Genomic DNA, 20,961 nt, shown 5'->3' with positions numbered 1-20,961 from the left:
CCCTGGCTCGAACGGCGACCCGGGCCCCGCCCCGGATAAGGTTTCCTGACAGGAGTCTAGAGGGGGTGCGGTGCGCGTACTCAGGGTCTCGCACAGTGCCGTCGTCGATGAATGGCGCGGTCGCGAGCGTGCGCTGACCGAGCTGGGCGTCGACGTCGCGCTGATCTGCGCGCGCACGTGGCACGCCGGCGGCGCCGAGGTCGTGCTCGCCCCTCGCCCCGGCGAGCACGTGACCGGCGCGCGCACCTTCGGTCGGCACCCCGCGTTGTTCGTGTACGACCCGCGGCCGATCTGGCGCGCACTCGCCGAGCCGTGGGATGTGCTCGACGTGCACGAGGAGCCGTTCGCGCTCGCGACCGCCGAGGTGCTGCTGCTGCGGGCGCTGCGGCGGCGGCGCGGAGGGCGCCGCCCGCCGGTCGTGCTCTACACCGCGCAGAACCTGCGCAAGCGCTACCCGATCCCGTTCCGCTGGTTCGAGCGGTGGGCATTGCGCACCGCGTCGGGAGTCTCGGCCTGCAACGCCGAGGCCGCGCGAATCGTCGAGGCGAAGGGCTTCGCGGGTCGAGCGCGGGTCATCCCGCTCGGCGTCGACCTCTCGCGGTTCCGGCCAGCGGCGGCGGATGGCGCGGGGTCGCCGGCACCCACCGAGCCCGATCGCGCCCTCATCACCGTCGGCGTGCTCGGCCGCCTCGTCCCCGAGAAGGGCCTGCTCGTCCTGCTCGACGCGCTCGCGCGCGAGCCGCGCCTGCGGCTGCGGGTCGGCGGGACCGGCCCGCTCGCCGCCGAGCTTCCGACACGCGCCGCGGCGGTCGGCGTGCAAGATCGCCTCGAGCTCGTCGGCGCCATCGACCCCGACGCGGTGCCGGACTTCCTCCGCTCCCTCGACGTGCTCGCCGTGCCATCGCTGCCGACCCCCTCGTGGACCGAGCAGTTCGGTCGCGTCGCGATCGAGGCGATGGCGTGCGGCGTCCCGGTCGTGTCGAGCGACGCAGGTGCGCTGCCCGAGGTCGTCGTGGGCGCCGGGATCGTCGTGCCGGCGGGTGATGCCCCTGCCTTGGCCGAGGCGCTCGTCGAGGCGGCGGGTCCGCGCTCCGCCGAGCTGCGCGCGGCGGGCGCCACCCGTGCCCAGGAATGCAGCTGGAGCGCGGTCGGCCGCGACTACCTCGATCTCTACCACGCCGTTCGGCACGAGCCATCCGCTGGGCGCTCATCGACGACGGATGGCGGGACCGCCGCCATCGACGACGACACGGCGCGCCCCGTCGAGGTCGTGGTCGTCGCCTACGGTTCCCCCGAGCTGCTGCGCCGGGCGCTCGAGCCCGTGCGCGGCCTGCCCGTCACGGTCGTCGACAACTCGTCGCTCCCCGAGATCGCGGCGCTCTGCGCCGACCTCGGCGTGCGCTACCTCGACCCCGGCCGCAACGGTGGCTTCGCCGCCGGTGTGAACGTCGCACTCGCCGACCGGCTGGTGCCCGATGCCGACGTGCTGCTGTTGAACCCCGACGCCGCGATCACCCCCGCCGACATCGCAGTGCTCGAGCGCGCCCTGCGCTCGAGCGACGACGTCGCGAGCGTCGGCCCTGTCCAGGTCGACGATGACGGCCGGCCCGCGCGCGTCGACTGGTGGCTGCCGTCTCCAGCGGGCACGTGGCTCGAGGCGCTCGGGCTCGCACGCCTGCGTCGCGACCCGTCCTACGTGATCGGCTCGGTGCTGCTGCTCCGCGCCGAGGCGCTGGCCCAGGTCGGCGGCTTCGACGAGCGATTCTTCCTGTACGCCGAGGAGGCGGACTGGGCCTATCGCGCGCACCGCCTCGGATGGCGCCACGCCGCCGTGCCGGAGGCGCGCGCGACGCACGTCGGCGCCGGCACGGGCGGCGATCCCCGCCGGCGCGAGGCGCATTTCCACGCGTCGCAGGAGCGCTACCTGCGCAAGCACTACGGCGCGCTGGGGTGGCAGTCCGCGCGGCTCGCGCAGTGGCTCGGAGCCACGGCACGCGCCATCCTGCTGCACGGCGAGCGCGGCACGGCCGCCCGCCGCCGCGCGGCCATCTACCGGCTGGGGCCGGTGCGCGTCGAGGCGCGGTTCCGCGCGGGGACTCCCTCGAGCGCGATGAGCCGGACGCCGATCCGGCGGGTGGCGTTGGTCACCTCCTCGTTCGCTCCTCATTTCGGTGGCGTCGAGGAGCACGTGCGACAGGTCGCGCACGAGCTCGCCCGCCGAGGCGACACCGAGGTCGAGGTATGGACGGTCGATCGTGGGGAGCACCTCGGCGTCCGGGAGGTCGACGGCATCGTGGTGCGTGATCTGCCGACGCCGCTGCCCGCTCGCAACCTTCGATCGATGCTCGCGCTGCTGCGCGATCTGCCGCCGGCGGTGGCGGCATGGTCTCGGGCTCGGCGCGCGTTCCGGCCTCAGTTGCTGCATGTGCACTGCTTCGGACCCAACGGCGTCTACGCCCTGATGCTCGGACGACTCTGGCGACTCCCCATCGCCGTGACCTCTCACGGCGAGACGTCGGCCGACGACCGCGGTGCGTTCGCCCGCTCCGCGCTGCTGCGGCGGTCGCTGCGCACCGCGCTGGTCCGCGCGCGATTCGTCACCGCACCATCCGAATGGGTGCTCAAAGAACTGCGCTCGTCGTACGGTCTGACCGACGGCAGCGTCGTGCCGAACGGGGTCACCGCGAGGGTCGACCTTCCCGAGACGAGGCCAGGCCGGCTCCCGGCCATCGACGATCCGCGCCCGTTCTTCGCCGCAGTTGGCCGCCTCGGCCCGCTCAAGGGATTCGACCTGCTGCTCGACGCGTTCGCTCGCGCCGGGCTGCCCGCGGACACTCGACTGCTGATCGGCGGCGACGGCCCCGAGCGCGATGCCATCCAGCGGCGCATCGCCGACCTCGGCCTCGGCGACCGAACCGAGTTGCTCGGCCGCCTGGACGCCGGGCAGGTTGCGCGCGTGATGGAACGGTCGATCGCGGTCGCCGTGCCGAGCCGAATCGAGCCGTTCGGCATCGTCGCCCTCGAGGCGTGGCGGGCCGGTGCGGCGCTGATCATGACCGAACGCGGCGGCGGTCCGGAATTCGTCCGCGATGGCATCGACGGCCTCCTCGTCGATCCACTCGAGCCCGAGGCCCTCGCAAGCGCGTTGCAGCGCCTGCACGGGGATGCCGACCTTCGTGCGCGGCTCGCGCGCACCGGCCGGGCGCGCGTGTCCGAGTTCAGCTGGGTCGCTGTAGCCGCAGAGTACCGCGCCCGCTACGACCGCCGATGACGGAGGCGGCCGTTCATGAGAGCGAGCGCCAGACACGCGCGTGTGCGCGCGCCGAGGCATCCCAGGTGAACCCCGAGGCCCGCGCTCGCCCCGCCGCCACGAGCGCGGCGACGGCGGAGGCATCGCCGGTGACGGCGAGGAGCCCCTCCGCCACGCCGGCTCCGGTGGGCTCGACGAGCACTGCGGCATCGCCGGCGATCTCGGGGAGGCTGCTCGTTCGGGCCGCGACGACGGGCACGTTCGCGGCCATGGCCTCGAGGACGGGCAGGCCGAACCCCTCGTAGAGGGAGGGCACGACGACCGCGGCGGCGCCGGCGACGAGACCCGGGACGAGCGCATCGGCGACGCGGCCGAGCAGTCGCGTGCCGGGCAAACCCTCGAAGAGCGCGGTACGCGTCGGGTGCGGAGGGCCGCTGAGCACGAGCGTGAGCTCGGGCCGGTTCCGATGCACGAGCGGCCAGGCCTCCGCGAGCGCGGGCAGGTTCTTCCGACTTGACGCCCCTCCCGCATGCAGCACGTATCGGTCGGGCAGCCCCAGCGCAGCCCGGTCGGCCTCGCCCAGGGGCGCGGCGTCGAAGAACGCCTCGTCGATGCCGTTGTGCACGACGTATGGGTCGCGTACTCCGAGGAACTCGACGGCCTCGTTCGCGCTGAACTCCGACACGCAGATCACGGCATCCGCTCGACGGGCCTCCTCTGCGGCGGCGGCGACCGGCGTCGACTCGTCGGGGAACCGCCACGCGACCACGTCGTGGAGCGTGATGACATCCCCGTGAGACGCGGGCGGCAGCTCAAGGTTCATCCGGTGGGTGACCGTGCCTCCGGGATAGAGCAGCCGGCCGAACTGCCGGCGGATCGCCGGAGAGGCCCGCGTGACGGCGCCGAACGGGAGGCGGCGATTCCCTGGAAGCGGGGACGACATCGAACGGAACACCGAACGACGGACCGCCCAACCGTCGCCCAGCGCCCCCGCGGCACGCTCGGTGACGCGCTCCTCATAGACGGACGCCCCCATCGGCGCCGAGGTCGCGACGGTTGCGATCGTGAGCACCGACGGAGCCTGGTGGGACCGGTCACTTGCGCTGTCCTGCACGACATCCGAGCTTACGGGCTGGGGCTGACGCGCTCAGGCACCGGGGGCCGGAGCGGGATAGGGTTGCTGCTTGAGTTCGGGCTGGCCGAAGCCGCCGAGAGGGCGCGAAAGAGCTGGGAGAGTCGTGGGTGCAGCATCCGAGGCGTCAAACGCCTCCGAACTGCCCGACGTCCTGCGTGCCGACGCGGTTCACGCCGATGCCCGCCGTTCGACCGACCTCCATATCGTGCAGATCTCGCCGGCCATTACCCGTGGGAGCGGTGTCGAGGGCGTCGCGTTCAATCTCGAACGGGAATTCCTTGCGCGGGGGGCGACCGTGGAGCGCTTCACAGCTGCGACGGCGGGTCGCCATCGCAGTGGACGTCCGAAGTCCGCGATCGGCATGCACCTCGAGCGTGCCGGGAACGTAGTGTGGTTCAGCACCGTCGGCACGATGAGGGCGAGGCGGTTCCTCGCCGAGCGACCGGATGCGGTCAGCATTTGCCACAACGACGTGCTCGCCGGTGATGTCTACGTCAATCACGGCCTGCTGCAGGTGGCGATGCGAGCCCGTGGCAACTACTTCTGGCGGATGGTGCGCAATCCCGTGCACCTCTTCACGGCGGCTCGCGACCGCGCGCGGTATCGCGGGACGGCTCACCGCGCCGTCGTCGCCCTGACCGAGCACGAAGCCGAGCTGCTCGTGTCGACCTACGGTCGCGTGCGCCCGCCCATCCGCGTGATCCCGAACGGTGTCGATACGGAGGTGTTCAGGCCGGCCACACCGCAGGAGCGCGCCACCGCACGGGCACGGGTCGAGTTGGCCGACGATCTGATGCTCGCGCTATTCGTCGGCCACGAATTCGAGCGCAAGGGACTGCCGCTCGCCATTGAGGCACTTCGAGACGCCCACGGCGTAGGCCTCGTCGTGGTCGGTGGCACTTCGCCGATGATCCGCCAAGCGAGTGAGCTCGCTCGGCGATACGGTGTCGCTGACCGCGTCGCATTCGCGGGGGCACACAGCGATGTCGTGACCTTTTACCACGCCGCCGACGTATTCGTGCTGCCGAGCCACTACGAATCGAGCGGCCTCGTATTCCTCGAAGCGCTCGCGTGCGGCCTGCCCGTGGTCGCGACCCGGGTGGGATTCGCCCCCGAACTCGTCTCCGATGGCGAGAACGGCTACCTCGTGGAAGGCGACCCGGCGGTGATCGGTGCGCGTCTGGACGAGCTCTCGCGGCGTGACCTCGTCCCGTGGCGTGCTCTGGCCCGCTCCACCGCCGAACACCATGGGTGGCCCGCGATCGCGGATCGCTACCTCGACCTGCTCGAGGAGTTGCGGAAGCCGAGGCGGTCGTGAGATCGCAGTTGCGCATCCTGCATGCGATTCGCTCCGACGGGTTCTCGGGCGTCGAACGCTTCGTCCTGCGCCTCGCCCGCCAGCAGCAGGCCGACGGGCACGACGTCGCAGTGATCGGCGGAGCCACCGAGCAGATGCGCGAGTCGCTCGACCCGATCGGCATTCCGCACACCGCCGCGCCCCATACGCACGAGGTCGCTCGGGCCGTCCGACGGTCGGCTTCCGCATTCGATGTCGTCAACGCGCACATGACCGCCGCCGAGCTCGGCACGGCAGCCGGCCTGGCCGGACGCGTTCGGCGCCCGGCCGTCGTCGTGACACGGCACTTCGCGAAGCCGCACGGACGAGTCGGCCCGATCCCGGTGGGACCGCTCGTCCGCCCATTCATCGACGCCCAGATCTCGATCAGCCGGGCGGTCGCGTCGGCGATCGACGGCCCGAGCACCGTGGTCCACTCCGGCGTGGAGGCCCGACCGATGCGCGACGGCCTGCTTCGCGGGCGGACGGTGCTCATGGCCCAGCGGCTGCAACCCGAGAAGCACGGCCACGTCGGCATCCGGGCCTTCGCGGCGGCGGGCCTGGCCGAGATGGGCTGGACCCTCGAGATCGCCGGCCACGGCCCCGAGCAGGTCGCTCTCGAACAACTCGCGCGTGACCTCGGCATAGCGCGGGCGGTCCGGTTCCTCGGCTACCGGGCGGACCTGCCCGAGGTCATGGACCGTGCCGGCCTGCTCATCGCGCCCTGTCCAGTCGAAGGACTCGGCCTCACCGTGCTCGAGGCGATGGCGGGAGGAATGCCGGTCGTCGCGGCTGGCGCAGCCGGACATCTCGACGTGTTCGAAGGACTCGAGGATCGGTGCTTGTTCGCCGTCGACCACCCCGACGACGCCGCGCGGATGCTGCGGCGCCTCGCCGACGACGACGATTCCCGGTCGGCACTCGGAGTGGTGATGCACTCGGTGCAGCAGCGGCGATTCTCACTGCGCGCCCAGGCCGCCGGAACCGAGCGCGTGTACCGGAGCGTGCTGCGCAGGCCGACGCCGGTCTGACGCGCGCCCGTCACGACGCCCCTGAAGGCGCCCGCTCGGCGGCGATCTGCTCGGCCAACTCGAGATACCGGCGCGCGACGTCCGTCCACGTCCAGCCCGCGACGCTCGCACGTGCGCGTTCGCGCCAGGGTGCGAGGTCTTCAGCCGCGAGATGCTCGAGCCGATCGGCGATGTCGCGGGGATCCCCGCCCACCAGGAAGCCGTTCTGGCCGTCTCGCACGAGCTCGGCGGCCGCGCCCACCCGGGTCGCGACGACGGGGAGCCCGCTCGCGAGGGCTTCGAGGAAGACGAGACCGCTCGACTCGTAGTGACTCGGCAAGACGAACATGTCGGCTGCCGCGAGAAACGGTCGCACGTCGCCCTGTTGGCCCACGAACAGCACCCGATCCGCCACCCCGAGTCGCGTCGCGGCCGCCTGCGCCTGGGCGAGCAGCCTGGCATTGCCGCCGACGACCATGAGCAGCACGGTGGACGCCGCCGCGAGCGCCTCGAGCACGAGGGGCAGGCCCTTGCGATCGAACTCGTGCCCGACGAACACGGCGACGCGGTCCTCATCGTCGAGCCGGAACCGCTCGCGCGCCTCTCGGCGCTCGACATCGCTCGGCGGGCGGAACCGGTCGAGGTCCACGCCATTCGGAATCACCGTGATCGGCGGGTGGACGCGGCCGTAGGTGCGCCTGAGCACGTCGGCCTCCGGCTCACTCAGGACGACGATGCGACGGTGGACATCCGAGCGGTACCGGATCAGGTCGCGGGCATGCGTGAAGATGTGCGTCGGGTCGCGCAGGAACCGCAACGCCGAATTGCCGCGCGCCCGCATCGCAGCGAGCAGTACGCCATGATTCACGTAGATGTCGCCCACCATCGCGTTGTTGTGGCAGATCGAGACCGCGTCGGGTCGCTCGGCGAGGAACGCCTTCGCCCGCCGCGTGCCGACGAGACTGAACCAGATCATGCGCTGCGCCTGCGCGATGCGCGCGGTGCGCCAGCCGCGAACTCGAACCTCGCGCAGCCCGCGCGCCGCAGTCGCCAACGTGAAGTTCTCGACATCCACCCCGAGGGCCCGCAATTCCCGATCGAGGTTCCACGCGACCCCGGCGACGCCGCTCCCCGGGCCGACGAACGGCACGATCTGCACGATGCGCATCGGACCTCCCGGCACCACGATATCGGCGCCTCAGCGCCGGGCGCCCAGCGCCCGCGACCTCGGCTACGCTGAGTCGTCACCCTCCTTCGCGGACGGAGCCGAATGACCGACCTCATCGTCGTCTCGCTCGAGCCCTGGGATCAGGTCTGGCGGCGCAATCAGCATCTTGTCGCGGGCCTCCTCGCCCGCGACCCCGCGCTTCGCGTGCTGTTCGTCGAGCCCCCGGCCGATCCCACGCACGACCTGCGCTCCAAGCGGCGGCCTCGTCTCGGGCGCGGCCTGAGCGAGATCCACGACATCGCACCGAGTCGCCTGCACCGGCTGCAGCTCACCAAGTGGATGCCTCGTCGGCTCGACGCTCGGACCGACGACCGGCTCGCCCATGGCATCGTCCGGGGCGCTGCTCGCCTCGGCATGCGCCATCCACTGCTCTGGATCAACGATCCCGGCATGGCGGTGCTCGCCGAGCGCACCGGCTGGCCGACGCTCTACGACATCACCGACGACTGGCTCGCCGCGGACCGCCCCGCGGCGGAACTCGAGCGGATCACGGCAAGCGAGGCCTCACTCATGCGAATCGCCCGCGTGGTCGTGGTGTGCTCGCCAGAGCTCGTGCGGCGCAGGCAGGCGGTCCGTGAGGTCGTGCTCGTGCGCAATGCGGTCGACACCGCCGCCTACGGCCGTCCGGTGCCCCGCCCGAGCGACCTGCCGGAGGGTGCGGTCGCGCTGTACCTCGGCACGTTGCACCGCGATCGCCTCGATGTCGAGCTCTGTGCCGAGACGGCGCGCACGATCGGGCCGGATGCCTCGCTCGTGTTGGTCGGCCCGAATGCGCTCTCGTCCACCGATGAAGAGCGCCTGCGTCTCGCCGGTGTCGTGCTCCTAGGACCCCGTGCGCGGAACGAGGTGATCGGCTACCTCCAGCACGCCGACGTGCTCGTGGTGCCGCATGTCGTCACCACCTTCACCGATAGCCTGGATCCGATCAAGCTCTACGAGTACCAAGCGGTGGGGCGGCCGGTCGTGTCGACGGCGGTCGCCGGCTTCCGCGATGCCGATGATCCGCGCATCACCATCGCGGACGACGATGACTTCCCGGCAGCTGTGGCGGCGGCGCTGCCCGCGACGTGGCGCTTCCCCGAGCGCACCGATGGTGGCGCCGGAGCGGTCCCCGACTGGAGCGAGCGCGTCGAAGCGATGGCCGGGGTGCTGGCGAGCATGGGGAATTGAGATCGGCCGTCGATCGCGTTCGATCGGCCGCAGGGCTCGACGAGCCAGGTCGGGCTGATTAGGGCCGATCAGATGGGAGCGCCACCGAGCCTGCGCCGCAGTTCGTTGCCGGCCGGGTCGGTCCGTTGCGGTGGCGTCGGTCGCCAGCTTGCGTCTCGCAGCATGGCGGCCGCGCCCCAGAGGATCCCGAGGGTCGTCACGCCGAGCCGCTGCGCCCTCGCCCGGAGACCGGACGCGCCGCCGATGTTCCGGAACTGGGCTCCGACCCACCTCCAGAGCGTGCGTGAGCCGATGCCCGCGTCGCGCGCCAGCAGCACCATGTGGTTCCGCCGTCCGTACAGCTTGTAGCGCGTGTCGAACCGGGCGCCCCGCAAGTGGGGGGCGGGCAGGTGGTCGACGACCGCCTCGGGCGCGAACACCGAACGGCCTCCCATTGCACGCACCCTGAGGAACATGTCGGTGTCCTCGCGGATGGCAGTGCCCGGGTAGTCGTCGCGGAATCCGCCGAGCGCGGCGAGGACGGTGCGCCGGAACGACATGTTCGCGCCGATGCCGTGGTCGACGTCGACGAGCCGCGGTGCATCCGCTGCGAAGCCGTCGGTGAGACTGCCGTCGGGAAGGAGACGACCGATCGGCCGGTCGTACTCCTCTTCGCCCGGGAGCCCATTGCAAGTGCGGCCGGCGACCGCGCCGACACCGTCGGCATCGAAGGCCGCCTCGAGCGCCGCCTGCCAGCCCGGTCGCACGACCACGTCGTCGTCGAGGAACGCCACCAGTTCGCCGCGCACGTGCCGGAGGGCCTCGTTGCGGGACCGCGTCATCCAACCGGCGAGCTGGGGGGCGTGCACGTACGTCGCCTTGGGCATGATCGCGCGAACCTCGCGCGCGTGGTCGCTCCTCGAGGCGTCCACGATCACGACTTCGGCGCGACCGTCGAGCTCCGTTGCCAGCGCCGCCAGGCATCGCTCCAGGAACGCCGCACGCTCGTAGGTGACGACGCACACGCTGAGCCGTACCGACTCGCCCATGCTTTCCAAGCTCCGCCCGCCCGGAATGGTTCGGCTCCGGTTGCCGGCACGATCGCCCACGCGCCGCGTCGATCCTATGCTGGCAGCGTGCAGTCAGGCGAAGCTTCAGCCGGGCCCGCGATCCGGCGGCCTCGAGTCTGCTACGTCATTCTCAGCCACAAGGACTGGCCGCAGGTGAACCGGCTCGCGCAGGCCATCCTCGCCTCGAGTCCGAGCTCGCGGGTACTCATCGCCCATGACGGCCGCCACGAGACGTTCCCGACCCGAGTGCCTGATGAGCGCATCGAGATCGTCGAGCACGGTCTCGCAGCCGACTGGGGTTCGTGGGAGCTCGTCGAGGCGATGCTGGAGGCATTGATCCAAGCACGGGAGCGTACGGACCCCGACCTCGTCTGCCTCATCTCGGGTCAGGACTACCCGGTTCGGAGGCTCGAGGAATGGGAGTCCGAGGCGATCGCTGCGCAGGGCTGGATCGGTTCCGCTGAGCCCATCGACTACACGCCTCGATGGGGCCGCCGCCGCGGCGTCGGTTCGGACAACCTCACGCGCTACGCGTATCGATGGTTCCGCACACCCGCGAGCCGCATGGGCATCCGCGTCCCCGGCCGGAGCGGCGACTTCCTGAGGAGACTGCGCGATGCGATCGCCCTGCGGGCGGAACCGCTCGTGAGCGTCCGTCACGTCACCCGGGGGCGGGGTGTCTACTGGGGCGTCCGTCGCATCCCCTCGCCGTTCGGGCCGACCACCCCGTGCTGGTACGGCAGCCAATGGCTCGCCCTCCACCGACGAGAACTCGATCGACTGGTCCATGTCGACCTCGCGCCCGGTTCCCGGCTGCGACGCCTGTATCGCCGGTCGATCATCCCCGACGAGTCCGCCCTGGTCACCGCGCTCGCCTGGCGTCGCCCGCCCGCACCGCTCCCACCGGTCAGCCATATGGTGTGGGATGTCGCTCGCGATGAGCCCAAGACCTGGACACGGGATGATCTCGAGATCCTGCTCGATTCGGGATCGCCGTTCTGTCGGAAGGTCGACCCGGTCGCAAGCACGACGCTGCTCGATGCACTCGACGACGTGATCGTCGCCAGCCGGTGAAGCTGCGACAACGACGGCCGCCGACATTGCGCGGGGACTACCGGTACGGAACGTCCTCCACCCAGGCGATCGAATCGTCGAGGACCACCCGATCGCCGTACTTCAGGCAGAGCGGATGCAGCACGTCTCCGAGCAGCCCGGTCCACGAGATCGGATAGCCCGGTTCCTGGCCCCAGATCCCGCCCTCTGCTTCCGCCAGCGCGGGAGCCTGGTAATCGAGGCGTCGCTCGACCTCGCGAAGCCATTCCCCCGTGAGGGGCGTGTGGGACTTCGCGATGAGCGTGCTCTCGGACGCGATCCTGCGGTAGTACCGCCTCAGGTGGGCGCCGAGCCGCCCCGGCCCCTCACCCGCCCAGGCCGGGTGCGTCAGCGGTGGGCCAATCAGCCACGCGTCCGACGTCCGCATGCGGTCGAGGGCGGAACGCCAAGGACCTCTCAACTGCTTGAGGTCGGAGTACCCGCCGCCGAAGTGGTGCAGGAAGTAAGCCCTCAGATAGTCGGAACGGTGCACCAACGAGAGGTCGTCGTATGCGCGGTGCAAGGGATGGGTCGACACCACGAAGCTCGGGAGCCGCTCGGGCGTGATGAGCTCCACCGGTGTGTGCGGGTTGACCTCGCGCATCTGCGCCAGGCACGCCGCGCGATTCGGGGTCAGCGGATTGCTGCCCGTCCAGAAGCACCAGATGACCTCGGGAACCTGGGAGGCGGCGTCACCCCCGTCCGGCGGACGTCGCTCGAGGAAGGTGTGCGGGTATCGCCCGTACCAGAAATCCGGCGAAGACAGTCTGCTCATGACGTCGGCCCTGGTTCGATCCACCCAGAGATTCACCGGATTACGGCTCTGCACCTTGTTCCAGCGGCGTTGGACCGCCTTCATCGAGTCGCCTATCCGCACGGGGAGAGCCTACCGGCGCCGGCACCGGCGCTATCTCGCTCGATTCGCCGACCGTACACTGTCCGAATGACGGTCGGCAGCGCGTCGCTGGTCGGTCGATGACTCGGGTCATCCACACGATCACTCCATGGGATCATTTCTCGCCCCGCACGGGTTCGGCGATACCCACCGTGGTCGATGGACTCGCACGCGCGGCATCGGCGCACGGCGATCCCAGGCACGCCGTGGTGGTCGAGCGCTCGACGTTCCAGCCCCGGTATGAGAGCGCGGATGTCATCGAGTACGCGGGTCGGCATGTGCCGGCGCCCGTCCGCCAGTTCATCGATCCGGCGCTCGGCCGCTTGGCTGTGCCGCGATTCGGTACCGCGGAGTACTTCGCGCCCCTCGTCGCGGCCCTGCGCGCGCAGCCGCCTTCGATCGTGCTGGCGCACAACGCGCCGCAGCTCCCGTGGCTCTTGCGGAACACCCCTCATCGGGTCGTGCTGTACGCGCACAACGAGCTGCTGCGAACGTACTCGCGTCCCGAGGCAACGAGAGCCCTGCGGCCGGCGGACGGAATCGTGTGCGTCAGTCGAGACCTCGCCGAGCGGACCCGAGCCGCGGTCGGCACGGAGAACGAAGCGAAGGTGCATGTCGTCGGGAACGGTGTCGATACAGCTCGATTCACGCCCAGGATGGAAGGACCGCGCGGCGGCCCCATGCGCGTCATGTTCGTGGGCCGCGTGGTGCCGGAGAAGGGCGTCGACACGCTCCTGCGATCCGCGGCCGGGTTCGCGCGTTCCGAGCTGGAGATCGTGGTCGTCGGCAGTGCCGGGTTCGACTCCGCGGCACCGCTCACCGACTACGAGACGGGGCTGAGAGCGCTTGCGGCACGCTCGAACGCCCGCGTGGAGTTCCGTTCGTTCGTGGATCGAACCGAGCTGCCGGAACTGCTCCGATCCGCGGATGTGCTCTGCGTGCCCTCCCGATGGCCCGAACCCAGCGGTCTGACCCTGGGCGAGGGCCTCGCGTCCGGCGTACCCGTCGTTGCCAGCAGGGTAGGCGGCATCCCCGAGGCGGCAGGCCCTGCGAGTCTGCTCGTCACACCCGATGACCCGGCCGAACTTGCGGCGACCTTCCGCCGCCTGCTCGAGCACCCCGAGCGTCGTCGCGAGATCGGCTGGGCGGGACGCAGATGGGCGGAGGCACACGACTGGTCGTGGGCATGGGGGCGCCTGCGGGAAGTCCTCGATGCCGCGGTGCCCGGCTTCCACGCTGGATCGCCGGACTAGTCCAGTCGGCCGAGTTCGACCAGCCGGGCGAACTCGTCGTTCGACGATCGCACGTCCTCGAACCCGCCCTGTGCCTCGATGCGGCCGTCCTTCAGGAAGACCAGCGTGTCGGCATGCCGGACCGTCGACAGCCGGTGCGCGACGATCAGAATCGTCATCGTCCCGCCGAGCTTCGCCAGAGTCTCGGAGATCTGGCGCTCGGTCTCGTTGTCGAGTGCTGACGTGGCCTCGTCGAGGACGAGCACGCTCGGGCGGCGATAGAGCGCGCGCGCGATGCCCAACCGCTGACGCTGCCCGCCCGAGAGCCGCACCCCGCGCTCGCCGACCACCGTGTCCACGCCGTTGGGCATGGCGGCGACGATGCCATCGAGTTGGGCCATCGCGAGCGCCTCGTCGACGCGGTCGAGGTCCACGCGGTCCGCATCCACCTCGAACGCCACATTCATCGCGATCGTGTCGTTGAACAGGAAGACGTCCTGAGGAACGACCCCGAGACCCGCGTACCAGGCGGCACGGTCGTCGGCGATGGGTCTGCCGCCGCATTCGATCGTTCCGCGGGTCGGCTCGAGCAGCCCGAGCACGAGATCGATCAGGGTGCTCTTCCCTGCCCCACTCGATCCCACGAAGGCCATCGTGGAGTTCTGCGGAATACGGAGCGAGACCCGGTCCAGCACCGGGTCGCTCGAGTCCGGGTACCGGAACTCCACCCCATCGATGACGATGTCTCCCAGGTAGCGCGTGTGATCACGGGGTTGCTCATCGTGCGCACCGACGCTGCGGAGCTCGTCGGCCGCCGCCAGGAAGATACGCAGGCCCGGCTGCCCGGTGCGCAGCGTGGCGATGTTCGAGGACACCCTGGTGAGTGTGGGCAGGGCGCGCAGCGCGGCCGCAGCGAACACGCCCAGTACGACGAACGCCTCGGCGGGAGTCCCGACGTTGAAGAGATAGGCCGAGATGGCGGCGACCGCGAGGACGAACCCGATCTCGAGCGAATAGCGCGGGATGTCGGCGATGATCCCCATATCTCGGCCGAGCCGTGCACCTCGCAGTCGCGCCTTCCGGTACCCGCGCACGAAATCCTCGCCGCGCGAGCTCAGCCGAGCCTCACGGAAGCCGTCGAGGCTCGGCAACAGATACTGCCATGCCTCGAGTCCGACTTCCGCCGACTCCTCGCCGAGGCGGGTCTGCGTGCGGCGCAGCAGGCGCTGCAGGCCGACGACGAACACGCCGAACACGAGCACGGTGACGACGGTGACCACCGGGTCGGTGATCGCGAGCACGATGGTGATCGCAACCAGCACCGCGAGATCGGTGCAGATGCTGACCACCGCGAGCAACACCGACGTCCCCTGCGAGACGGAGTCGTTGACGTTCCGATAGACCTCGCGAAGCGGGCGCGCACGATGCGCCGCGTACGGTGCGAGCACATAGCCGCGCAGAAGTGCGGATGCCGCATCCGCCGACACGCGCGTCGTGCGACCGAGCAGTTGCCAGCGGAAGCCGATCGACGCGAGGCTCTTCACCACGAACAGCACGGCGATGGCGGATGCCACCACCGGGATGAGCACCGTGGGATCGCTCGTGCCGATCACATCCGAGATCACGGCGAGTACGCCGGAGTCGGTCTCGGCACCGCCGATGAGCTGTGTGAGCGGCACCATTGCGGCGACACCCAACGTATCGAGGCCGGCGAGAACGAGGGACACCGTGACCGTCGTCACGACCCAGCCCGCCGGGCGGGCGCCTGCGATTCCGAGCAACCGCCTCAACTGAGAGAAGAGCCCGTCGCCCCGTGCCGGTGTTCCCATCGTTCCCTCATTGCCGCGGCGAGCCCGACCCGACTCGCGAGAGCAGCTTATACGGGTCGCCTCGGTAGGATCATGTCGTGTCGCCCGCCCTCATCGCCGCCCCCGCGCTCATCCTCGCCGCGGTCATGATTGCGAGTGCCATCGGCAAGTTCAGCCGGCCCGACGATCTCGGAGGATGGACCGACCTGGGTGTGCCGTCGGTCTTCCGCAAGGAATGGCTGCTGAAGACGCACCCGTGGGGCGAACTCGTCCTCGGTCTCGCTCTGGCCCTCCTCGGAGGGCTGCTCGGCATGCTCGCCGCACTCGCCGCCGTCGCGCTGATGGCGGCGTACACCTGGCTGATCGGTCGCGCCTGGTCGAAGGCCCGGCAGTCGGGCACAGATGCCTCCTGCGCGTGCTTCGGCGAATCGGCGCCGGTCACCGGGGTGACGCTCCTCCGCAACGTGTGGCTGCTGATCCTCGCGGTGACGACGGCGGCAACGGTCTGGGCGGCACCGCTTGGGGGTGGCGCGGTCGCGGCCCTGGGCGCCGACCGGGGTTGGCTCGTCGCGCTTGCGGCCGCCGCATTCACCACCGCCGTGATCGTCTGGCGCCATCCGGAGCAGGCCCGCGCCGAGGCGATCCCGGCCATCACCGGCACATCTGGCTCTGCGGAAGACGAGCTCGACTATGTGCGCTCCAGGACGCCGGCGGTCCCGGTGATTCTCGGTGACGGTGGGCCGGCCAACCTGCGATCGCTGTCTCGCAAGCGGCCGATCCTCCTGCTCGCCGTGTCCGAGACGTGCGGCTCCTGCGGTCCGGTCATCGAGCGAGTGCCTGAGTGGCGCGCGCTCCTTCCCGAAGTCGAGGTCCGGATGCTGCTCTCGCGGCTGCCCGAGGAGAGCTCGCTCACCGAACTCGACCATCCGCAGACGCTGCACGATCCCGAGCAAAACGTGCGGGCGTCCATCGCCGATTGGGGGACTCCTGCCGCGGTGCTGCTCGGTGTCGATGGGCTGCTCGCCGGCGGTCCGGAGCAGGGAGCGCAGGCGATCACGTCCTTCGTGGCCGACATCTACGAGAGCCTGCACGGCGAGCGTCCGCCCGAGGAAGGTCCACGCGGCGGATGAGGTACGCGCTCGCGCGAGACATCGGCTTCGAGGCTTCCGGCGAGGCCATCTACCTCGCGCCGCTGCCGGAAGGACCGATCCTCGTGCTCGACGGTGTCGCGGCACTGATCTTCACCGAGGCGATGCAGGGTGACCGCGAGCACCTCGTCGACCGGGTGCTCGCCCAAGTCGACGGCCCTATCGACGAGATCGCGTCGCATGTGAGCGCATTCCTCGACGACCTCGTCGCTCGTGGCCTGCTGGTGGAGGCGGGCGCATGATGGCTGCAAACCTGCAGCGGGCACGGTGGCGCGACCGGGTGGCGGACTGGTGGGCGGGCGCTTGGCGGTGGTCGATCATCGCCGCCGGCACCGTCGGTGCCACCTACGTGCTGCTCGATCGGTCGGGCAGCGGTGCCCTCATCACCGGGATCGCGCTCGCAGCGCTCATCGTCGGCGCGGTCCTCACGATGTCGAAACCGCTCGCGATCGCGCTGATGGCCATGCCGGCGCTCTTCGTCGCACAGCGGGCGAGCATGGGTGGCGCCGACATCTCGGTCTCAGACGTCGCGCTCGCCGCTGCGTTCGGAACCGCCGTGCTGCTCGGTCACCGGCCGTACAGCCGCGAGCTCCGAGCACTGTTGTGGTTCAATTTCGGGTACCAGTTCGCCACGCTCATCACGGTGATCGTGAACCCGTACCTACAGAACACCGTCGAATGGTTCCATGCTTGGCTGCTGATCTCGGGCGCACTCGTGGTGGGCTGGGCGATCGGACGGGCCGGCTACGCGAAGTGGGCCTTCACCGCGATGCTGGTCGCCGGCTGCCTGCTCGCCGCCGGCACGGTGATCTGGGGCGTCATGCAATACGCCCGAGGAGACTTCGGCCCGGTATATCCCGAGATCCCCTGGCCGATGCACAAGAATTTCGTCGGTACCGCCCTCGCATTCGTCGCGTTGATCGCGTACGTGCATCCGCCCTGGGCAGGCCTTTCCACCCGATGGACGCGCCCCGCATTGTGGCTGCTGGTCATCGCCATCGTGATGAGCCAATCACGTCAGGCCTGGATCGGCCTCGTCATTGCGGCGATCGTGATCACCGCGCGTCGGGGCGGCCAATCGAAGCTGCTGATCCTGCTCGCCGTGCCGGCCGTCTGGCTCACCGTGTCCATGGTGCTCGAACAGCTCGAGTCGCAGAACCGGCACAACTCCATGTTCCAGCGACTGCAATGGTTCCGCGAGGTCTACGCATACTGGAAGCACGAGCCGATCTTCGGGCACGGACTGCGCTTCTGGTATGTCGACCCGACGCTGCCGTACCAACCACCCCAGGCAGAACTCGAGGTGGTCGCCTCCGCAGGCCTTTTCGGACTCGTCGCCTTCGCGATCATGTGGGTGGGCTTCATCGTCGTACTCTGGCGCGTCGACAAGGCGTACGGCACGCTCGCGCTTGCGGCCGTGCTGAGCCGGATCGTCCAGGCGCAATTCGACCTCTTCTGGGCCGGTGTACAGACGTCCGTGCCGTTCGTGATCGCCGGCATCTGCCTCGGCGCACTCGCTTTGCGTGACTCGACGGTTGCCTCTCTCTCTTCGGACATCGGACGTGTGTCGCCAGTACGTCCACGGGGCCTGTCACGCCCGCTGCCCTACGATAGAGCCGTCGACCGCCCGGTCGGCGGAGGCTGATTCCCAGGGGGGCGCATGGAACTGCGCGACTACCTTCGCGGTTTGCGCCGTCATTGGCTGGCGATCACGCTGATGACGCTGCTCGGCGTCGGCACCGCCTACGGTTGGTCCCTCCTGCAGACCCCCGTCTACGAGGCGACGGCGAGCGGGGTCGTCCAGGCCAAGACCGAATACGAGATCGGCCAGCTCATCAGCGACGACGGTGCCGCCCGAGCGAAAGTCCCGACGCTTCTCGACATGGCGGGCTGGAAAGAGGTCGCGGAGGAGGCGATCGACGATCTGGGGCTGACTGCCAGCCCCGAAGCGGTCGCCGCCCGCGTCACGGTCGAGAACCCCGAGAACACGTCGATCATCAAGTTCACCGCGCGCGCGAACACCCCCGAAGAGGCTGCTGCGCTCGCGCAAGCGTGGATCGACGCGCTCGCGGTCACCGTGACCGCAGTCGACGGTGACGACAACCCCACCCAGATCAGCATATATTCGGCGGCCGCAGCCACCGTGCCGAGTGCACCCGTCTTCCCCGACACGCGGACGGCGCTCATCGTCGGCGGCGTACTGGGCCTCGGTGCCGGCATCGCGTTCGCGCTGATTCGCACCGCATCCGATCGGCGCATCAGGGCGACCGATGACGTCGAGGCGAAGCTCCACGTCCCGGTGATGGGTACGATTCCGTCGTCGCCCGTGCTCGCTGGTGTCAGCTCATTGCTGACGGGCACCCCGAACGAGCGCAGCTTCCCGGTCGCGGAGGCCCTGCGGACGCTCCGCACCAATCTTCGCTTTATGGATGTGGACAATCCGCCGCGCAAGATAGTCGTCACGAGCCCGCTGCCCGGCGACGGGAAGTCGACGATCGCGTGCAACCTCGCCCTGACGCTCGCTCGCAGCGGCGAGCCTGTGGTATTGGTCGACGGCGACCTCCGCCGACCGATGGTCGCATCCAATCTCGAGTTGCCGGGGGGAGCAGGCCTCAGCGATGTGCTGACCGGGCGCGCCTCCGTCGCCGATGTGCTGCAACGCACGCCTCACGACGCCCACCTGCTCGTGCTCGCCGCTGGGACGATCCCGCCGAACCCGAGCGAAGTGCTCGGCTCGGCTCGCATGCGTCAGCTGCTCGAGGACCTCGCGAAGCACGCTACCGTCATCATCGATGCGCCACCGCTGCTCGCCGTCACCGATGGCGCCGTGCTGACGCAGCAAGCCGACGGGGCACTCTTGGTCGTCGGCGTGGGCAAGACCAACTACGACTTCGTCGAGAAGGCACTTGACGCGGTCCACAAGGTCAATGGCCGGGCCCTCGGACTGGTGCTCAACAAGGTGCCGTTGAAGGGCGGCGACGCTTCGCCGTATGCGGCAGCCGCGTACGTGCAGGACTACGCCAGCGGGAGCAGTCGGAAGCGGGCGACCGGCCGCGCAGCGGCAGAGACGGCCTGAGCGATGCCAGCGCCTGATGCAGTCGCTGCGGAGCCGCCAGCATGAGCCGAGCGGGGGATCCCCCGCTCACAGCGGTGCCGGCGGTCGTGCGGCTGCATCTCGGGCGGGCTGCCGTGCAGGTGCTCGCTGGGGGTCATCGTGTCGATCTGCTCCACATCAAGGGTGACGCGGTCGAAGTCGCGGTACGTCCGCCGACATCGCCGGGCAGTGATGTCGACGTGCTCGTGCGTCCGGAACACGCCTCCGCGCTGGATCGCGTGCTCCGCGATCTGGGTTGGAGCGTCTACAGCACATACCTCGGCGGGTCGCCCTTCGGCCACGCGCAGACGTATCATCACGACACCTGGGGCTTCTTGGACGTGCATCGTTCGTTCCCCGGCATCGGCCTGGCGCCGTCGCCCGCGTTCGAACGACTGTGGGCGACCCGTCGCACGATCGAGTTCGCCAGTGTGAGGTGTTCCGTGCCGAGCCTGCCGGCGCAAGCGGTAATCGTCATCCTGAATGCGGCTCGAGCGCGCCGCCCCCTCGAACCGGATGGTGCGTGGAACGACGCTGGTCCACGCCGAGAGATCGAGATCGAGGTCGATGAACTAGAGGCGCGCCTTGCCTTCGATGCCGCCTTCGGGCGGCTCGACAACCATCGCGGAGCTCGCGAGTACCGCCTGTGGAAGGCGATCACCCAGGGTGGCGGCCGCGTCGAGGAATGGTTGGGCCGCGTGCAGGCCGCGCCCACGTTCCGTGCTCGCGCCGCACTCGTCCTCCGGGCTCCCCTCGTGAACCGCGCCCACCTGGAACACCGTCTCGGACGGCGCCCGTCTTCTGGCGACATCTTCCGCGAGTTCCTTGCGCGACCGGCACGCGGAATTCGTGAAGCCACACGCCGGAAGGACGCGTGAAGCGTCCCCCGATGAGGGGGTAAGTGGGGATGTTGTGCACGCCGGATGGTGCGGTACGATTCTAGGGTTTCTCTCAGCATTCACCGCCCGAACTCAGGTTCCGAGTCACCAACCACAGCCCAGGAGGCGAACCGCCAATGGCCGAGATCGATCCGACCGAACAGACCGGTGTCAGCCGCCGGACCGTCACGAAGGCAATGGCTTGGGCAGCGCCCGTCGTCGCCATCGCCGCAACCGCACCGCTCGCCGCGGCGAGCTGTATCCCCACCGTCACGCTCGGCCCCGGCAGCTGTAAGTGCCCCGGCCAGAGCACCGACCTGCCTTGGCACTACTTCCTCAAGATCTGCGCGGGTGGGGTCGCATGCCCCGAGAGCTCGGCAGTGCTCGTCATCACCAAGGTGTACACCAAGGCGAACGCCCAGCCCCGGACCATCTGGCAGGGTTCGCAGGAGGTCGCTACCGGCGATTGCGTCGTCGTCGAAGGATTCGCGAACAATAGCGGTAACTTCCTCGAGATCGAGTACCACGTGAAGGGCACTGACACCACCCTGACCGCCGAGGTTGCCTCGCCGCCCGACTGCAACAAGACGCAGAACGCGCTGGGAACCTGCCCGACCTGATGCATTTCGAATGAAG

17 protein-coding genes are annotated in these 20,961 nt (G+C 69.9%); 12 read left to right on the top strand and 5 right to left on the bottom strand.

Features of this window, described 5'->3' with window-relative positions; translation table 11 throughout:
* Window positions 1-70: 70 nt before the first annotated feature.
* Window positions 71-3,271: a glycosyltransferase gene (locus BLT99_RS15070; RefSeq protein WP_092674239.1), complete on the top strand. Its 3,201-nt coding sequence runs from the start codon at window positions 71-73 to the stop codon at window positions 3,269-3,271.
* A gap of 13 nt (window positions 3,272-3,284) precedes the next feature.
* Here the strand turns inward: BLT99_RS15070 and BLT99_RS15065 are convergent, their stop codons facing one another.
* Entirely contained in the window at window positions 3,285-4,322 is a 1,038-nt protein-coding gene (locus tag BLT99_RS15065; protein WP_229724570.1) for a glycosyltransferase family 4 protein, read from the bottom strand.
* Window positions 4,323-4,488: 166 nt separating this feature from the next.
* Between BLT99_RS15065 and BLT99_RS15060 the strand changes: the two genes are divergently transcribed.
* The gene (locus BLT99_RS15060; RefSeq protein ID WP_172802985.1) at window positions 4,489-5,703 is read left to right on the top strand and encodes a glycosyltransferase; all 1,215 of its coding nucleotides are present in this window, start codon (window positions 4,489-4,491) and stop codon (window positions 5,701-5,703) included.
* A complete protein-coding gene (locus BLT99_RS15055) occupies window positions 5,700-6,752 on the top strand; it encodes a glycosyltransferase family 4 protein (RefSeq protein WP_166670911.1) in 1,053 nt (350 codons plus the stop codon). The genes BLT99_RS15060 and BLT99_RS15055 overlap by 4 nt, the downstream gene beginning before the upstream one ends.
* Before the next feature lie 10 nt (window positions 6,753-6,762).
* Here the strand turns inward: BLT99_RS15055 and BLT99_RS15050 are convergent, their stop codons facing one another.
* Complete coding sequence (locus BLT99_RS15050; protein WP_092674230.1) at window positions 6,763-7,899, bottom strand: glycosyltransferase family 4 protein; 1,137 nt, start codon at window positions 7,897-7,899, stop codon at window positions 6,763-6,765.
* A gap of 102 nt (window positions 7,900-8,001) precedes the next feature.
* On the opposite strand from BLT99_RS15050, the gene BLT99_RS15045 reads away from it, so the two are divergent.
* Entirely contained in the window at window positions 8,002-9,129 is a 1,128-nt protein-coding gene (locus BLT99_RS15045; protein ID WP_092674227.1) for a glycosyltransferase, read from the top strand.
* A gap of 68 nt (window positions 9,130-9,197) precedes the next feature.
* On the opposite strand, the gene BLT99_RS15040 is transcribed toward BLT99_RS15045, so the two are convergent.
* Window positions 9,198-10,157 (bottom strand): glycosyltransferase family 2 protein, encoded by a 960-nt coding sequence (locus tag BLT99_RS15040; protein ID WP_092674224.1) that lies wholly within the window; start codon window positions 10,155-10,157, stop codon window positions 9,198-9,200.
* Between the two features lie 87 nt (window positions 10,158-10,244).
* On the opposite strand from BLT99_RS15040, the gene BLT99_RS15035 reads away from it, so the two are divergent.
* Window positions 10,245-11,252 carry a hypothetical protein gene (locus tag BLT99_RS15035; RefSeq protein ID WP_133988527.1) on the top strand — a complete coding sequence of 336 codons (1,008 nt, stop codon included), beginning with the start codon at window positions 10,245-10,247 and terminating at the stop codon, window positions 11,250-11,252.
* A gap of 37 nt (window positions 11,253-11,289) precedes the next feature.
* Here the strand turns inward: BLT99_RS15035 and BLT99_RS15030 are convergent, their stop codons facing one another.
* The gene (locus tag BLT99_RS15030) at window positions 11,290-12,129 is read right to left on the bottom strand and encodes a glycosyltransferase family 32 protein (RefSeq protein ID WP_157675010.1); all 840 of its coding nucleotides are present in this window, start codon (window positions 12,127-12,129) and stop codon (window positions 11,290-11,292) included.
* A gap of 188 nt (window positions 12,130-12,317) precedes the next feature.
* Between BLT99_RS15030 and BLT99_RS15025 the strand changes: the two genes are divergently transcribed.
* On the top strand, window positions 12,318-13,418 hold the full coding sequence (locus BLT99_RS15025) for a glycosyltransferase family 4 protein (RefSeq protein WP_166670912.1): 1,101 nt from the start codon (window positions 12,318-12,320) through the stop codon (window positions 13,416-13,418).
* On the opposite strand, the gene BLT99_RS15020 is transcribed toward BLT99_RS15025, so the two are convergent.
* Window positions 13,415-15,124, bottom strand: a complete 1,710-nt coding sequence (locus tag BLT99_RS15020; protein WP_157675009.1) for an ABC transporter ATP-binding protein — start codon at window positions 15,122-15,124, stop codon at window positions 13,415-13,417. The two genes, BLT99_RS15025 and BLT99_RS15020, sit on opposite strands and share 4 nt — an antisense overlap.
* 179 nt (window positions 15,125-15,303) lie before the next feature.
* On the opposite strand from BLT99_RS15020, the gene BLT99_RS15015 reads away from it, so the two are divergent.
* From BLT99_RS15015 to BLT99_RS14990, 6 genes are all read left to right on the top strand, one after another.
* Window positions 15,304-16,335, top strand: coding sequence for a MauE/DoxX family redox-associated membrane protein (locus BLT99_RS15015; RefSeq protein WP_092674210.1), 1,032 nt, complete (start codon window positions 15,304-15,306; stop codon window positions 16,333-16,335).
* On the top strand, window positions 16,332-16,595 hold the full coding sequence (locus BLT99_RS15010) for a PqqD family protein (protein ID WP_092674207.1): 264 nt from the start codon (window positions 16,332-16,334) through the stop codon (window positions 16,593-16,595). Before BLT99_RS15015 ends, BLT99_RS15010 begins: the two co-directional genes overlap by 4 nt.
* A complete protein-coding gene (locus BLT99_RS15005; RefSeq protein ID WP_092674204.1) occupies window positions 16,592-17,998 on the top strand; it encodes an O-antigen ligase family protein in 1,407 nt (468 codons plus the stop codon). The genes BLT99_RS15010 and BLT99_RS15005 overlap by 4 nt, the downstream gene beginning before the upstream one ends.
* A gap of 15 nt (window positions 17,999-18,013) precedes the next feature.
* Entirely contained in the window at window positions 18,014-19,429 is a 1,416-nt protein-coding gene (locus tag BLT99_RS15000; RefSeq protein ID WP_092674201.1) for a polysaccharide biosynthesis tyrosine autokinase, read from the top strand.
* A 74-nt stretch (window positions 19,430-19,503) separates the two neighbouring features.
* Entirely contained in the window at window positions 19,504-20,325 is an 822-nt protein-coding gene (locus BLT99_RS14995; RefSeq protein WP_092674198.1) for a nucleotidyltransferase family protein, read from the top strand.
* A gap of 137 nt (window positions 20,326-20,462) precedes the next feature.
* Window positions 20,463-20,945: a hypothetical protein gene (locus tag BLT99_RS14990; protein ID WP_092674195.1), complete on the top strand. Its 483-nt coding sequence runs from the start codon at window positions 20,463-20,465 to the stop codon at window positions 20,943-20,945.
* Window positions 20,946-20,961 lie beyond the last annotated feature (16 nt).

Origin of the sequence: Agromyces flavus, from assembly GCF_900104685.1 — a bacterium.
Lineage (GTDB): Bacteria > Actinomycetota > Actinomycetes > Actinomycetales > Microbacteriaceae > Agromyces > Agromyces flavus.
The sequence above is the reverse complement of the archived record's forward strand: the minus strand, read 5'-3'. Positions and strand labels throughout refer to the sequence as shown.